The organism is Spirochaetota bacterium (assembly GCA_040756435.1).
Taxonomy (GTDB): Bacteria; Spirochaetota; UBA4802; order UBA4802; family UB4802; genus UBA4802.
Genome location: JBFLZD010000027.1, coordinates 17,732 through 33,570 on the forward strand (window position 1 = coordinate 17,732; position 15,839 = coordinate 33,570).

12 protein-coding genes are annotated in these 15,839 nt (G+C 35.5%); 7 read left to right on the forward strand and 5 right to left on the reverse strand.

The genetic code is table 11. The features are described from left to right. Positions 1–52: 52 nt before the first annotated feature. Positions 53–538 (reverse strand): hypothetical protein, encoded by a 486-nt coding sequence (locus tag AB1444_09030; protein ID MEW6526794.1) that lies wholly within the window; start codon positions 536–538, stop codon positions 53–55. 257 nt (positions 539–795) lie between these two features. On the opposite strand from AB1444_09030, the gene rpsU reads away from it, so the two are divergent. The 4 genes from rpsU to pyrE all read left to right on the forward strand — a co-directional run bounded on the left by rpsU (position 796) and on the right by pyrE (position 6,486). Then, positions 796–1,062 (forward strand): 30S ribosomal protein S21, encoded by a 267-nt coding sequence (gene rpsU / locus AB1444_09035; protein MEW6526795.1) that lies wholly within the window; start codon positions 796–798, stop codon positions 1,060–1,062. Positions 1,063–1,233: 171 nt separating this feature from the next. After that, a complete protein-coding gene (locus AB1444_09040) occupies positions 1,234–4,617 on the forward strand; it encodes a methylmalonyl-CoA mutase family protein (GenBank protein MEW6526796.1) in 3,384 nt (1,127 codons plus the stop codon). A 10-nt stretch (positions 4,618–4,627) separates the two neighbouring features. Further along, a complete protein-coding gene (locus AB1444_09045) occupies positions 4,628–5,929 on the forward strand; it encodes a replication-associated recombination protein A (protein MEW6526797.1) in 1,302 nt (433 codons plus the stop codon). Continuing rightward, positions 5,926–6,486, forward strand: a complete 561-nt coding sequence (gene pyrE / locus AB1444_09050; protein ID MEW6526798.1) for an orotate phosphoribosyltransferase — start codon at positions 5,926–5,928, stop codon at positions 6,484–6,486. Before AB1444_09045 ends, pyrE begins: the two co-directional genes overlap by 4 nt. A gap of 284 nt (positions 6,487–6,770) precedes the next feature. Here pyrE and AB1444_09055 read toward each other — a convergent pair whose 3' ends face one another. The 3 genes from AB1444_09055 to AB1444_09065 form a co-directional block, all read right to left on the reverse strand. After that, the gene (locus tag AB1444_09055; protein MEW6526799.1) at positions 6,771–7,307 is read right to left on the reverse strand and encodes an outer membrane beta-barrel protein; all 537 of its coding nucleotides are present in this window, start codon (positions 7,305–7,307) and stop codon (positions 6,771–6,773) included. Between the two features lie 273 nt (positions 7,308–7,580). Beyond that, positions 7,581–7,964 carry a tetratricopeptide repeat protein gene (locus tag AB1444_09060; protein ID MEW6526800.1) on the reverse strand — a complete coding sequence of 128 codons (384 nt, stop codon included), beginning with the start codon at positions 7,962–7,964 and terminating at the stop codon, positions 7,581–7,583. 30 nt (positions 7,965–7,994) lie between these two features. Continuing rightward, positions 7,995–8,495: a hypothetical protein gene (locus AB1444_09065; GenBank protein MEW6526801.1), complete on the reverse strand. Its 501-nt coding sequence runs from the start codon at positions 8,493–8,495 to the stop codon at positions 7,995–7,997. Between the two features lie 914 nt (positions 8,496–9,409). Here AB1444_09065 and AB1444_09070 point away from each other — a divergent pair. Beyond that, complete coding sequence (locus AB1444_09070; protein ID MEW6526802.1) at positions 9,410–9,592, forward strand: hypothetical protein; 183 nt, start codon at positions 9,410–9,412, stop codon at positions 9,590–9,592. 94 nt (positions 9,593–9,686) lie between these two features. Here the strand turns inward: AB1444_09070 and AB1444_09075 are convergent, their stop codons facing one another. Further along, complete coding sequence (locus tag AB1444_09075; protein MEW6526803.1) at positions 9,687–10,676, reverse strand: hypothetical protein; 990 nt, start codon at positions 10,674–10,676, stop codon at positions 9,687–9,689. A gap of 998 nt (positions 10,677–11,674) precedes the next feature. Between AB1444_09075 and AB1444_09080 the strand changes: the two genes are divergently transcribed. Together AB1444_09080 and AB1444_09085 are read left to right on the forward strand one after the other, a co-directional pair. Beyond that, complete coding sequence (locus tag AB1444_09080) at positions 11,675–14,422, forward strand: AAA family ATPase (GenBank protein ID MEW6526804.1); 2,748 nt, start codon at positions 11,675–11,677, stop codon at positions 14,420–14,422. A gap of 13 nt (positions 14,423–14,435) precedes the next feature. Then, a complete protein-coding gene (locus AB1444_09085; protein ID MEW6526805.1) occupies positions 14,436–15,788 on the forward strand; it encodes an amino acid permease in 1,353 nt (450 codons plus the stop codon). Positions 15,789–15,839 lie beyond the last annotated feature (51 nt).

Genomic DNA, 15,839 nt, shown 5'->3' on the forward strand with positions numbered 1-15,839 from the left:
CTAAGGGCAATCATTTTTTTTATATAGGTGGTATAGAGCATATTATGAAAAATTATTTTACAATAACCGTTGATTGAATACGGTTATGTAATGGTATTGGAATCTTTATAATTGTTTGATAATCCATAGTGTTACTATAACTTTCCGATTCTTTTTGGACCAGTGATTGTACCGAAATTATATCTGTTGTTACATTGGCATATATAAAAAAATAATGAATTGTAGTATTGTTTTTTATGGAAACACCACATGTTGCATGAGTTGGAGCAAAAACAGGTGGCTTACTGTATATCTGGTGAATCTTACCATACACTGTTGCTACAAAATAATGGCTATCAGTATTTTCAATAATAAGCGATAGCTCAACAAAGGGGTAGCCATTATTTGATTTTTGGGTGCATTCCAGTATAATAGTAGTGGACATAATATCGGGGATTTGTGACTGTTCAGGAGGTGTTGATTTTTGTACCTGCTTGCTACAAGCACTACATGATATTATTTGTATTAATAGAATTATTGGAATAAAATATTTTGTCATAGAGTAAAGTTGTTTATACCTAAAGTTAGGAACATTAATTTTTAAGATAAATCTTATGAGGTAATGTTGTAAAGAAATATTTATTATGTAAATAAAATTGCGGTTTATTGAAAATTATGGGAATTTATACGGATGTTTATTGATCAATGTGCATTCAATGAAATATATTTTTTTATCTTGACAATTATATTGCTATATTAATATTGTTAAAGTCTAAAAAAATCATTAATAATAATTAGAAGGGATGTGATTACAAAATGCCAGTACCTTTAGAAGTTGAGGTAACAGACGGTGATTTGGAGCGTGCGTTTAAAAATCTGAAAAAACGCATGGCTTTTGAAGGTATCTTTAAGGAGCTTAAAAGGCGCAGATACTATGAAAAGCCAAGCGAAGAAAAGAAGCGCAAAAAGGAAGAAGCTGAAAGACGCCGTTTGAAAAAAATCCGAAGATTTGAAACGCAGACAAAACAACGCCGTTTTGTTGCAAAACCATCTGGCAGAGGCGGATCTTCACAGGACGAATAATGCTTACCTACATACGTGAAGCCAGCAAAAAATCCGGCAATTGCCGGATTTTTTTATTTGATTTGCTGTTTATCCCCTTTCACAAATTCCTGCCCATATAGAAATTTTTATTGTAATATTGTATTATATATTATAATAATGCACAAAAAATGATATGGGGGTTGCCGTACTATGACACATCCTGAAATGTTGCAAAAATATAAGCTCAATAATCATGTGAGGATTGTAACAGCAGCATCACTGTTTGATGGACATGATGCTTCCATTAATATTTTCAGGCGAATTATGATTGGAACTGGTGCTGAGGTCATTCACCTGGGTCATAACCGCTCAGTGTGGGAGATTGTTAAAAGTGCACTGGAAGAGGATGTTCAGGCAATTGCGGTTACTTCATACCAGGGTGGTCATGTTGAGTTTTTACAGTATATGTATGATTTGCTCAAAGAGCACAACGCTGAGTCAATTAAAATTTTTGCAGGTGGCGGAGGTACAATTTTACCTCATGAAATTAAGGAGCTTGAAACGTATGGTATTTGCAAAATCTATTCACCTGATGATGGCAGAGCTATGGGACTACAGGGAATGATTAATGACCTTCTTTCAAAAAGTGATTATCCAGTAGGTAACATTAAAAATTTTGATATTGAAGGAATTAAAAAAAAGAATATTCGGGCGATAGCAACCGCAATCTCTGCCTGTGAAAATTTTAGAGAGCTTGTAAAAGCTGATATTACTACCGTGCAAACATTAACTGCTTTAGATGGCACACTTGTGGTGGGTATTACCGGAACAGGTGGTAGTGGGAAATCATCACTCATTGATGAACTGGTTTTGCGATTTCAACAGTCCAATCCTGATAAGACGATAGCTATACTGTCAGTTGATCCAACGCGGCAAAAAACAGGTGGTGCTCTTTTAGGCGATAGAATCCGAATGAATGCCATCTATCACCCCAATGTATATATGCGTTCCCTTGCAACACGTGATTCAAAGACTTCAGTCTCGCACAATATAAGCGATGCAATACACATTATGAAACTGGCAGGATATGATTTAATACTTCTTGAAACATCTGGTATTGGTCAGGCACAAACTGATGTTCTTGAATACAGCGATATATCCATGTATGTTATGACGCCTGAATATGGTGCAGCAACACAACTTGAAAAGATTGACATGCTTGATTATGCCGACATTGTTGTCATTAATAAATTTGATAAATTGGGAGCGCTGGATGCACTACGCGATGTAAAAAAACAGGTGCAGCGCAATAAAGAAACCTTTGATATTTCACCTGATGAAATGCCGGTATTTGGAACTATTGCAAGTCAGTTTAATGATGATGGTGTCAATGTATTGTTCAATCATTTAATAAACACAATTAATGCAAAGAGTAAAACACAATTTGCACCCTATAGTGCAGATAAACAAAAAAAAGACATTCTGTATATTGTTCCACCCGAACGAAGTCGGTATCTTTCTGAAATATCTGAAACAATCAGAAAGTATAATGCAAAAACAAAAGATGAATCGCTCAAAGCGCAATATTGTTTCAGTTTAAAGAACAGTATTGAATATTATACACAGCATAGTGGTGATGCAAAAATTCTAAAAGATTTAAACCAAAAGTATGAAGAAGCATATTCGTCGTTAGATGAGGAAAGTAAAAGAATATTACAACAGTGGGAAGATAAAAAGAACAATTATCAGGGTGAATATTATACCTACAAAGTGCGCGGTAGAGAAATTAAGGTAAAGGCTTTTACACAGTCACTATCGCACACAAAAATACCAAAAGTGTGTATGCCAAAATTTAAAAACTGGGGTGATATCATTGAATGGAGCATGCAGGAAAATGTGCCGGGTGAATTTCCGTTCACTGCTGGTGTATATCCGTTTAAACGCGAGGATGAAAATCCCACCCGTATGTTTGCAGGCGAAGGCATTGCCGAACGTACCAATAAACGATTTCATTACCTTTCATATAATATGCCGGCGGTGCGGCTTTCAACTGCGTTTGATTCGGTTACATTATATGGTTGTAATCCTGATAAGCGTCCCGATATCTATGGCAAAATTGGAAATTCAGGTGTATCAATTTCAACGGTTGATGATGTAAAACGTTTATATTCAGGATTTAAGCTGACTGATCCCAATACATCGGTGAGTATGACAATAAATGGGCCGGCACCTATTATGGCTGCATATTTTTTCAATGCTGCCATTGATCAGGAATGTGAATTATATATTCAGCAAAATGGATTAACCAACGAAGTAAAAAGAAAAATTCAAGAATTTTATCAAAAGCGCAATGCTACACCACCTATCTACCGGGCAGCAAAACTACCTGATGGGCATAATGGATTGGGGCTGCTTCTTCTGGGTATCCCCGGTGATATGGTTATACCTGCTGATGTATATCACAATATAAAGAATCACACACTCAGGACGGTAAGGGGCACAGTACAGGCTGATATATTAAAAGAAGAACAGGCACAGAATACCTGCATATTTTCAGTTGACTTTGCCTTGAAGCTCATGGGCGATATGCAGGAATATTTTGTTAAACATAAGATAAATAATTTTTATTCAGTTTCTATTTCCGGATATCATATTGCTGAAGCAGGTGCAAATCCCATAACGCAATTAGCGTTTACACTGGCAAATGGATTTACGTACGTGGAATACTATCTGGCACGTGGTCTGCATATTGATGATTTTGCTCCTAATTTATCGTTTTTCTTTTCAAATGGGCTTGATCCTGAGTATTCCGTTATTGGAAGGGTTGCACGCAGGATATGGGCAAAAGCCATGAAATTCAAATATAGTGCCAATGAACGCTCGCAATTGTTGAAATACCACATCCAAACTTCCGGCCGCTCCCTGCATTCACAGGAGATTGAATTTAACGATATCCGCACTACGTTGCAGGCTCTGTATGCAATATACGATAACTGTAACTCTTTGCATACCAATTCATATGACGAAGCCATTACCACACCCACTGAGGAATCAGTACGGCGAGCGCTTGCAATACAGATGATTATTAATCAGGAATATGGGTTGGCAAAAAATCAAAATCCACTGCAGGGTTCATTCATCATTGAAGAATTAACCAATTTAGTTGAAGAAGCGGTTATTGCAGAATTTGACAATATAAGTGCTCGTGGTGGTGTGCTGGGTGCAATGGAAACAATGTATCAGCGCAACAAAATACAGGAAGAATCCCTATATTATGAAAACAAAAAAATGACAGGAGAATTGCCTATCATTGGTGTTAATACATTCCTTTCTAAAAACGGAAGCCCAATTCAGGTCCCTGATGAAGTGGTACGGGCAACCCCGGAGGAAAAAGATACTCAGCTTGAATCGCTTAACACATTTCATGCGGTGTGGAATCAGGAATCAACAGTAGCCTTAGAAAAATTAAAAACTGCTGTTAGGCAGCATGAAAATGTGTTTGAAACATTAATGGATGTTTCAAAATATTGTTCATTAGGCCAGTTAACCGGTGTCCTGTATAGTGTTGGTGGTATGTACAGGCGAAGTATGTAAGATATGGATAATGAACTTATTTGATAAAAATACCTATATTCCCCTGGCAGAGCGAATGCGTCCCAAAACCATTGAAGAGTTTGTGGGGCAAAAGCATTTGCTTTCAAAAGGTAAACTACTATACTCTATCTTTGAACAAAAGAAAGCTCTTTCGCTCATCCTGTGGGGTGATCCTGGAACCGGTAAAACTACACTGGCACATCTTATTGCCAATGCCTGTAATATGGATTCTTATTTTATAAGCGCAATCTCGGCAGGGGTTGCTGATGTACGCAAGGTTATTGATAAGGGGAAAGCCAATAGAACGGCGGGTGTGCAAACACTCCTTTTTATTGATGAAATTCACCGCTTTAACAAGGCACAGCAGGATGCCGTTCTTGGCGCAGTTGAAAATGGTGACATTGTGCTCATTGGGGCAACAACGGAAAACCCGTCATTTAGCATCATAGCGCCGCTGTTGTCACGCACCCGCGTATTGCGGTTGCATCCGTTACAGGAGGATGATTTACGGGCGATAGTTACTGCTGCAATGACCAATGACCAGGAACTATCGCACAAAAACATAACGCTTGATGATGTTGCATTAGATACGCTGGTACAGCTTGCTATGGGTGATGCGCGAAGGGCGCTCAACATACTTGAGGCTGCAGCGTTTTTAAAAGGTGAGGGTAAGATAGACAACGATACCATTTTTGAAGCTTACAAAGAACAAAGTATTGCTTACGATAAAGCAGGCGACAAACATTATGATACCATCTCAGCGTTTATAAAATCATTACGTGGTTCTGACCCCAACGCTGCAGTGTATTACCTGGCACGTATGCTTGTTGCGGGGGAGGACCCTGAGTTTATTGCACGGCGTATGGTGATATTTGCATCGGAGGATGTGGGCAATGCCTATCCGCTGGCGCTTACCGTTGCAACCAGTGGAATGTTAGCAGTGAAAAATGTTGGTTTACCAGAGTGTGAAATTATACTTGCTCATATGGCAACATTTTTAGCTTCGTGTCCCAAAAGCAATGCCAGTTATATGGCATTGGTTAATGCCAAAGAAATTGCATCACGAGATTTACACGAAATTCCACTCTACCTGCGTAATGCTCCCACACAACTCATGAAGCAGCTGGGTTATGCAAAAGGCTATAAATATCCACATGATTATCCCGGCCATTTTGTTGATGAAGAGTATCTTCCCAAAGAAATAAAAGATTTGATTTTTTACGCACCTTCTGAAGAAGGGAATGAAAAGAATATAAAAGAACGGCTTGTCAAACTTTGGCCAAAAAAATACAAAAAGGAGAAAGATGCATGAACGACAAAGAAAGATTATTTGAAATTTTATATCAGAAGTCATTTATGTACAGGGACAATCCCCCTTTTACTTTGGTTAGTGGAAAACAAAGCCCGTATTATTTTGACTGCAAAGCAACAACCCTTGACCCCGAGGGGTGCATCCTTGTTGGGAAATGCATGTATGCATTAATAAAAGATTTACCAGCTGATGCAATTGGTGGATTAACATTAGGTGCAGATCCCATTTCACTATCCACGGCAATGGAAGCCTATAATCATGGAAATATATTGTATCCACTGATTGTGCGTAAAGAACCTAAAAAACACGGCACGCAGAAATGGATTGAAGGCAATACCGCTAATATAAAAAAAGTCATTGCCATTGATGATGTTATTACTACAGGGGGCTCTACTATTACGGCTATAGAGCGGTTGGAGGAATCAGGTTTACAAGTTATTGCAGCTGCGGTCATTATTGACCGTGAAGAAGGTGGACGAGAAGCAATAGAAGAGAAGGGAATAAAAGTGTTATCATTATTTACACGTTCTGATTTTGATAAAAAGAGGTTAGGATAAGAAAATAAGAGGATGTCCCATATGATACCTCTTTACTATGACTTTTGCCCTTCAGTCATTGCGATGAACAAAGTGACGCAGCAATCCTCTCACTTGCGGCATTGAGATTGCCTCACTTCGTTCGCAATGACACATCAGCCAATCCCGTCATTGCGAGTGCCGCAGGCACGTGGCAATCTTGTCTTCTGCGGCGTTAAGATTTCTTTACTTCGCTTGCAATGACATTACACTGACGTCATTGCAAGCCCCACTGTTTGTTTTGAGACACCCTCTTATTGTAATAATTAGAAATAATACAACAATCCAATATTCAGCTTAACTATTGTGGTATCTCTATCAGCAATATCATGCCATAAATACCGCAATTCTACCATGAGTTTCCATGGTCCACTTAAGTCAAAATCTACACCTGCAAATCCTTCTATTCCGGCGTCTGAATCGTCATTATTGGTTTGATCATCGCTGAAGCTATAATAGTTTAATGCGGGCCCAAAACCTAAAAATGGTGAAAATTGTTTTTTGCCCATGAAAAACCAGTACCAGTCAATGTGAATACCATATACATCTGCATATTCATAATTGGCATCTTCGTTTTCCAATGAAAGATAATCAATTCCTGGCCTGAATTGCAGATTATTAAATAAAAAAGTTCCCATGTCAAAAACTATGCCAAAGTTCCAGGTGTCATCAAATCCTTCACCCCCATATCCGTCAGCATAGTCATCGTACATCTTTGAGTAGCCACCTTTAATACCAATGCCAGCGGCAAATACTGATGATGCTGTAAAAACCACCAGTAACACAAGTAATATCTTTTTCATATAACCTCCTGAAATAATTAATTAAAATTTAGATATAGTAAAAGGTGCTATAATTAAAAGCGCAAGTAAAAAAATGTGCTATAAAATAAAAATATCAATACATAAATTAAACCTTACAGGAAAAATATTGCTTTTTATGTAGTATTTATACCTTAAATTTATTTATTAATGTAAGTTATACTTGCTTACCCATGCTGCTGGAAATGGTGAGTGGTAAAATTCATAACTTTAAGCAATATAATACTTTTAGGTATTATTATTGTTTTATTTTTTTTACTTTTTTAAACTTTTTTTATAAATGACAGTTTTAATCTTTAAATACAATTTTTCCGGTGAAAGCTCAATAGCCCTGTCTATATATTTTACTGCTGCAATATAATCACCACTTTTATAAGCGTATTTTGCCATTAAGTAATTTAAACGGTGAAATTGTGTATCAATCTTTGATGCTTTTTTTAAAACATGGAATGCTTCATTGTATCGCTGTTTTTTTGCATAATATTTGGCAAGGTCAATATATGCACCAATAAAATTTGGATTGAGCTCTATTGATTGCTTTATAAGTTCAATAGCTTTATCGTAAAAACCCTGTGATGCCCATTGTATGGCCATTTCATACAGGTCTTCAGATTCAATGTCATCATAATGTTTTGGCATACAGTACCTATCTACTTAAATAAACACTTTTTATTTTCTAAATTCCACCGGCACAGACGATTTAATGTCAACTGTAAAAGTATAAAAATTATTTGTAAATGCTGATATTTTAAGGCGATAGTTCCCTTTAATAAGCCGCTTCAGAGGATCAGTATCATCAGTGCAAACAAAGATATTGCTTTGAAAACGCCAGTTAATATCAAAGTTTTTTGCTATTTCAGCATAAACAGGTTGCAATGGCTTCTTTGGAAAATGCGATACATCAACAAGCGATTCAAGAATAAATCCACAGCGAACCCTTTTGCCATTTTTGTCTTGAGCAATAACTGTTATATCAATACAACGCGTGTCCTCAAGCAAATCAAAATAAATTTCATATGTTGGTGTTTTGTCAATGAGCTCTTTACTTTTTGGAAGTGTTACTGTGTCTGAAATAAAAGAATAAACATGCGATTTTTGTTGTGTATTTGTAACAGTAGAGCATGATGTAATAAACAAAATTACAATAATATAATAAAAAGATTTTTTCATGATAAATTTCTCACATTGCAATTAAAGTTTAGTTAATTGAGATACTATACACTGTTTATTGTAGTTTGCAATAGAAAAATATTGAATAAAATCAAGCTTTAGCCTCTTATAAATTTATTTTTACGATTAATTCAGCATCGTGCTACAATCAAGATTGCATAGCAAACTCGTAATGACGGATTAACAAAGTCATCCTGAGCTTGTTTCAGGATCTATGATGGTGGGTATATAGATTATAAATCAAGTTTGGAATGGCAATGTGAAGGAAAGATTCCAGGTAAAGCATGGGAGGAAAATATTGGCGCGTGCCAGAATGTTTATTTTGGTGCATTGAACTGAAAGTAAAGAGGATGTTCATATGCTTAACAAAACACGTAAAATCCCCCCTAAAATAACAATGGCCATTTTTGTTGCATTTTTTCGTTAACATTTCTTTTTAAGGAGTATGGAGGATAATTGAGTGATATGAAGCAATCACTAGTATGGATGATGAGATTGCCACGGCACTGCGTGCCTCGCAATGACGTGATTTCCACGGAAGGAAAGATTACTTCGTCGCTGGCGCTCCTTGCAATGACGGGAAAGGGATTGCCACGCACCTTCGGTGATCGCAATGACGTATGATGGCGTCACCGCGAGGCGCGGATGCGCCGTGGCGGTCTCTTATTGCCGTAGTGTCATTCTATGCGTAGTGTAGTGAAAATAGAGATTGCTTCGTCGCTGGCGCTCCTTGCAATGACGGAAGTGTTAAATGTCATTGCGAGCGAAGCGACGCAATCTCAGTATCACGGAAGACGAGATTGCTTCGTCGCTGACACTCCTCGCAATGACGGGAAAGGGATAGCCACGCACCTTCGGTGATCGCACCAGCAGTGTGTTGTATATCATTATAGAGACATCAAAAGCCTGCATTCATGAACCCTACTGGTATATGCTCCATCTTTTTTGAAAATCTTCAATACTATGAAAGCTATGATAATGTTCGTACGCTTCATACCTATCATGTATGTCCTGAACACATTGCTACCAATCTCAATGTGCAACATCTGTTAGAAATGTTCTTTTCTATAAAAGCAAAAAGTGAGAAGTGTGTGTAAAATCCCCTAAAAGAAAAACATTAGTAAATTTCATTGCATTTTTCACATTGAAATTTTTTTCAAGGGGGTGGAATAATTGGATGATTACCTATAATTATCTAAGTACATACAGTGCAATAACATTAGTAGTGGTGACATGTTTTTCAATTTTATTATCATCAATATTATAAATAATCACACCATTATAATTTGTATCTGCACCTGATGATGTTATTACTAAATGATTATTGTCAAGTGAATCAATGAAAAAATTTCCGGTACTACCAAGATTAAGAAGAGTGGGATAATTATTATCAGAAATTATTTGTTTAAGATAATATTGACCTGTATCACTAACGATGGCAAATACTTTATCATCATCGGTAACTGCTAGATCAATGAGTGAATTTCCTATAGCTGTTGTAGGATTAAGTGTAATTGATGTACTTTGTGTAATTCTAAATATAGAATTTACGATGTCATTATACCATATATAAAAATAATTTTTAGTTTTATATCCACCGAATGGATTTACAAGTGAAACACCTATAGTAGCAGTCAATATCGGATTAATTGGATTATTCATTGAATAAAGATTCACATTAGTTGCATTGGGCTCAACAATGAATATTTCGGAATTATTCCCTTTAAATATTCCTAATGAATTAGTAGGGAACGAACCTATAGTTTGTGTCCAAACATTGTTATCTAAAAGTTGATTAATATAAAAGTTTGTGAGATCAAAGCAAATAAATGATTCATTAAATCCAATTACATTTGTGTCAGTAGGTTGTGATGTCAATATAGTCCATGTTGTCAAATCATTTAGAATTGAGATTGTTGCTGATGGAGTAAATAAAATAATTTCCCCTTTATTATTTACTGAAATACCACTTGGGGTAGATAAACCTGATGCAAGCTTGAAAGATTTAATATAATATACATTTGCCAGTATAAGTGTATAATTTACTCCATCATAAGCAATTGCATAGGCAGTTCTGGATTTTCCATTTGCAATGTCATACATATCTAAGCGGTCACAGGCAGGGACTATAAGTGTACTGGTAAATAAAATTAGGTATAAAAAAATTCTAAATATATTCATTTATATGCCTTAAGTAAAAGTATTATTTTATGATTTTAATAAATATAAGTCATATTTCAAATTTTTACAAGTAAAAATTAATAAAAATAATTAAATCTATGAAATAAAAGAATTAAATAGGATAGATAAATTATTTTAAATTGTTAGTTATAATTTTCCTGAAGCATATTCAGTTATATTTTATTAAATAATCTTTAGTGTAAAGTAATGAATTGTATTCTCATGCAGTATTTTACAGCGGGAGGAATGGAGATTTTTTTGCTTTAAAAAAGTTAAGGAATAGATGCTAAAAAAATTATTATAAACCTTTAGCTTTGTTATCGCAAAACATATAATGCAATAACATCTGTGCTGGTAATATTTTTTACGATTTTATTATCATCAACGTCGTAGATAGAAAGACCATTGTAACCATCGGTATTCCCGGATGATGCTAATATAATGTGCCTATCATCAAGTGAGTCAATTTGGAAAATACCAGTTGATCCAAATGAAGCTATAACAGGATAATTACTGTATCATATAATTGGCCATTGTTTCCCTTAAAAATACCTTCAGTAAGAGTGGATAAAGATAAAAAGGAAATCCAATTATCTATTACTTCTTTTTTATCATTTATTGCCATACCATAACTTCCAAGTGCAAATGTTGGTAATGGGTTAAACTTTTAAATGATTTGGTGTAATGAATATTTGCATTTATAAGATTATTTATTTATAAATATTCTATGCATAATTCTTTTGTAATGGAAAATCATATTGTACAAACGTTAAATTTATTTCATCAATAATTAAAATGATTAATCCAGCATGTCAATATAAAATATGTCAACACTGTTATCCGTAAATAATATCAAAAAATATTTTTAAAAATATTGTTGCACATTTAGTGCTATGATGCAACTAATAGCACGTTGTGGTGTGACATAAACAATTATCAAAAATTGTATATTTAGAACTATCGCATAATATTTAAAAATCTTTAAAAAGGTGTTATTGATGTATTTAGATTCACTGGAAGTATTTGGCTTTAAATCATTTGCCGATAAAACCAAAATTAATTTTGAAAAAGGCATTACCGCAATTGTTGGGCCCAACGGTTGCGGTAAATCTAATATTGTTGATGCCATAAAGTGGGTATTAGGTGAAAAGCAGGCAAAAAATATCCGTGGCGATAAAATGGAAGATATCATATTTGCTGGAACCGACCAGCGGAAGCCATTATCGCTGGCGGAAGTTTCACTGGTAATTAATAACACAAACCGAATTTTAAATATTGATTCGGATACGGTCACTGTTACACGAAGGGTGTTCAGAGATGGCGAATCTGAATATATGATAAATAAATCACCGGTGCGACTTAAAGACATTGAAGAATTGTTTCTTGATACTGGCCTTGGTAAGGCATCCTATTCAGTAATGGAGCAGGGCAAGATTGACCTGATACTGTCAACTAAGGCTGAAGACCGCAGGTATATCTTTGAAGAAGCTGCTGGTATTTCGCGGTTTAAGGTTCAAAAAAAAGAATCATTAAAGAAACTGGAAGATACCACTGTTAATCTTGAACGTCTTAATGATATTATAAAAGAGATTGAACGTGAAAAAGATTTTAAGTCAAAACAGGCAGAAAAAACCAAGATATATTTTGGTTTACGCGAAAAATATAAAAAAAATGACATAGCTTTACAGCTATTACGGTACAGAGATTTTCAAAAGAAACTGCAAAAGGTTACCGAAGATCGGCAGCGTATTTTTGATGAACGTGAAGAACTTTCAAAAAAGGTTGCTTTAATTTCTTCTGAAAATGAGAATGATGAAAAAAGAAAAAACGATATTCAGCTGCAGCTTTTTGAGTGGGATAAAAAGCTTCATACATATACTGTAAAAGTGGAAGACATAGATGGTAAAACTTCACGTAATAAACAGTTAATACAACAACAACAGCAGCGAATAACAACAACAAAACTGCGTATTCAGGAAATTGAAGAAGCAATTAAACGACTTGCTGAAGAAAAAGAAAAAAATTTTGAACAAAGTCATGCAATAATTAAGAATATTGCTAACGATAAAGAACAGCTTGAAAATCTTTATTCACATCGAAAAAAGAAGATTCAGAATATCCATGCATACCGGGATACTATTGAACAAAAAAAGCATGCTATTAAAGACCTTGAAGCTGAAGTAAAAAAATTACGTGAATCGTTGGAGATAGTCATCAGGCAATTAGTTGATGCCATTGAAAAGCGCAAACATGAATTGGAGTCTTCCGAAGCACAGCGTGAACAGGTACGTGAACGAATACATTCAAAATTAACGCTGGCAGAAGAAAACTTGCAGAAAGCACTGCATAATCTAAAGCTTAATTTGGTAAACGAAGCGGTAACTCAATTACAGATGATTGATTTTATTGATTTAAAGAACGATATACAGCTTTTTGAAAATTATGAGGATGGTTTCAGGTCAATACTATTTGATAAAACAGGAATTCATGCACAAAAAGAAAAACTAGATTCAAGTATTCATAAGGCAACTGCTGATATTGAACAGTTGCGAAACGACATCAGCCAGTTAGAAGTAAGTATCCGTAATGAGCAAGAAGAGCTTGAAGAAGTTAACAATATGATAACTCGCGTTGAAAAAGATTTATCTAAGAATGAAAATGAAAAAGCATGGATTGATAAACACATACAGACTATAGAGCGGCAAATTACCGAAGATACCAAGCAGAAGACACATTTAGAAAATGAGATTCAAAAAATACAGCAGCAGATTGATGAGCTTACAAAAGAAATTGAACAGTGGCAGAATAGCCTTGTGGAATTTAATGAAAAAAGCAATGAGTTAAAGCAGCAGATCCATGAGCTTATTGCAAAGCGTGATGAGATAGACAAGCGCATCATTGGACGAAAGCAATCGTCAAAAAAAGATATGGAACAATTACAGCGATTGGCTGACCGTATTAGTGCACTTGATAAAAACATTGTTGAATTTCAGTTCAGAATAAATTCAATAGAAGAATATTTATGGACAGAATATGAAACACGTATTGCTGATACAAAGATTCAGGTTGATGAATCAATGTATGAAAGTATAAACAACGAATTGCAAGATATAAAAAGACAAATACAGGAACTTGGTCCTATTAACAACTTAGCCATTGAAGAATATAAAGATTTAAAGAAACGCTTTGAATATTATATTGAGCAAAAAAAGGATATAGAAAAAGCACGTGAGGATATACTTTCAGTTATTGCTGATATTAATAAACAGTCAGTAGATCTATTCTTACAAACATTTAAAGAAATTCAGAAGAATTTTCAAGAAATATTCAAACAACTTTTTAATGGCGGTGAAGCAATTATAGAGTTGACCGATCCAGAAAACATTTTAGAAAGTGGCATTGAGATTATTGTCCGCCCGCCAGGTAAAAAGAATAAAAATATCAATATGCTTTCAGGTGGTGAGCGTTCAATGATTGCAATTGCGCTTTTGTTTGCAACATATATGGTAAAAGCTTCACCATTCTGTTTTCTGGATGAAATTGATGCAGCCCTTGATGAGGAAAATATTGGGCGCTTTATCAGGCTGGTTCAGAAATTTTCTAAGTCTACACAGTTTATCATTGTTACTCATAACAAAAAAACAATGAGTGTGTGCGACTCAATATTTGGTGTAACAATGGAAGAACCGGGTGTTTCCAAGGTACTATCTGTTAAATTAGAAACAGCGTATGCAATGACAAAGTAGAAAAGGAGTAAATGTGGAGTTAAAGCGCCAGTTAGGACTGTATACCGGAATACTTGTTATCATTGCCGATATGATAGGTACCGGTATTTTTATGACTACAGGGAATATTCTGGGCATTACGCAAAGTGCTTTTATTGTAATGCTTCTATGGATTGTTGGTGGTGTTGTTGCATTGAGTGGCGCATTAAGTTACAGTGAGCTTGCCACAATGTGGCCTGATGCAGGTGGCGAGTATGTGTACCTGAAAAAAATATTTGGTAATCTTCCTGCATTTTTAACCGGATGGGTTTCACTGTTAGTTGGGTTTACCGCACCTGTTGCCACAAGTTCTATACTTCTTGTCCAGTATCTCAATACATTTTTTGTTACTATCAACGCGCATTCCATTACTGTATATACTGGCAATGTCTTCTGGCAAAAAACTATAGCTTGCGGAATTATTGTATTGTTTGCTTTCACACATATAATTGGAGTAAGAAAAGGGAGTAATATCCAGAACATACTCACAGTGGTAAAAATTGGCATTGTGCTTGCGTTTATTGGTGCAGGTTTTTATATGCTCGATAGTTCCGGTATCAGCCGCCTGTATGCACAGTATGGCACAGTGGAAGTAAAATCCATACCATTTGTTGGATTATCCCTGCTTATGGTGATGTTTGCATACACAGGATGGAATGGTGCTACGTATATTGCAGGAGAAATAACCAATCCCGAAAAGAATCTTCCTAAAATAATGTTTTGGGGAGTAACAATTACAACCATATTATACATTCTGCTGAATGTTGTCTTTTTGATGTCAACAGATGCTATATCCATTATGGGCAAAGATGAAATAGGTGCAATTGCAGCAAAAGCCCTGTTTGGTCCAGCAACAAGTAATTTTTTCAGCATAACTATCGCCCTGATATTGCTATCATCAGTTTCAGCACAGATGATGTTGGGACCACGGGTATATTATGCAATGGCAAAAAATAAAATGATATTTCATTCACTGGCAAAAGTCAGTGAACGTTTTGGAACACCGGTACATGCAATAGTATTACAAATGCTTCTGGCAATAATCTATGTGTATACAGGCAGTGCAATGACACTGGTAATCTATATGGGATTTGCGCTGAATATATTTCCGGTGCTGGCTGTTATAGGTCTGATTGTAGCACGCAAAAAATTTCCGGATTTGAACAGACCATATACCACACCTCTATATCCACTGGTGCCGTTAACGTACATTATTCTATCTATCATTATGATGGTTGCAGCTTTGTGTTGCTGGACAATTACATCAGCATTTGCAATAGGGGTGTTACTGGTTGGTATTCCTGTGTATTACCTGTGGCAAAAAAAGATACAGGGAGCAGAACAATAACAAATCTTTGTTATTTTGGTAAACTATCAAATTCAAGTGATTCTTTGTTTA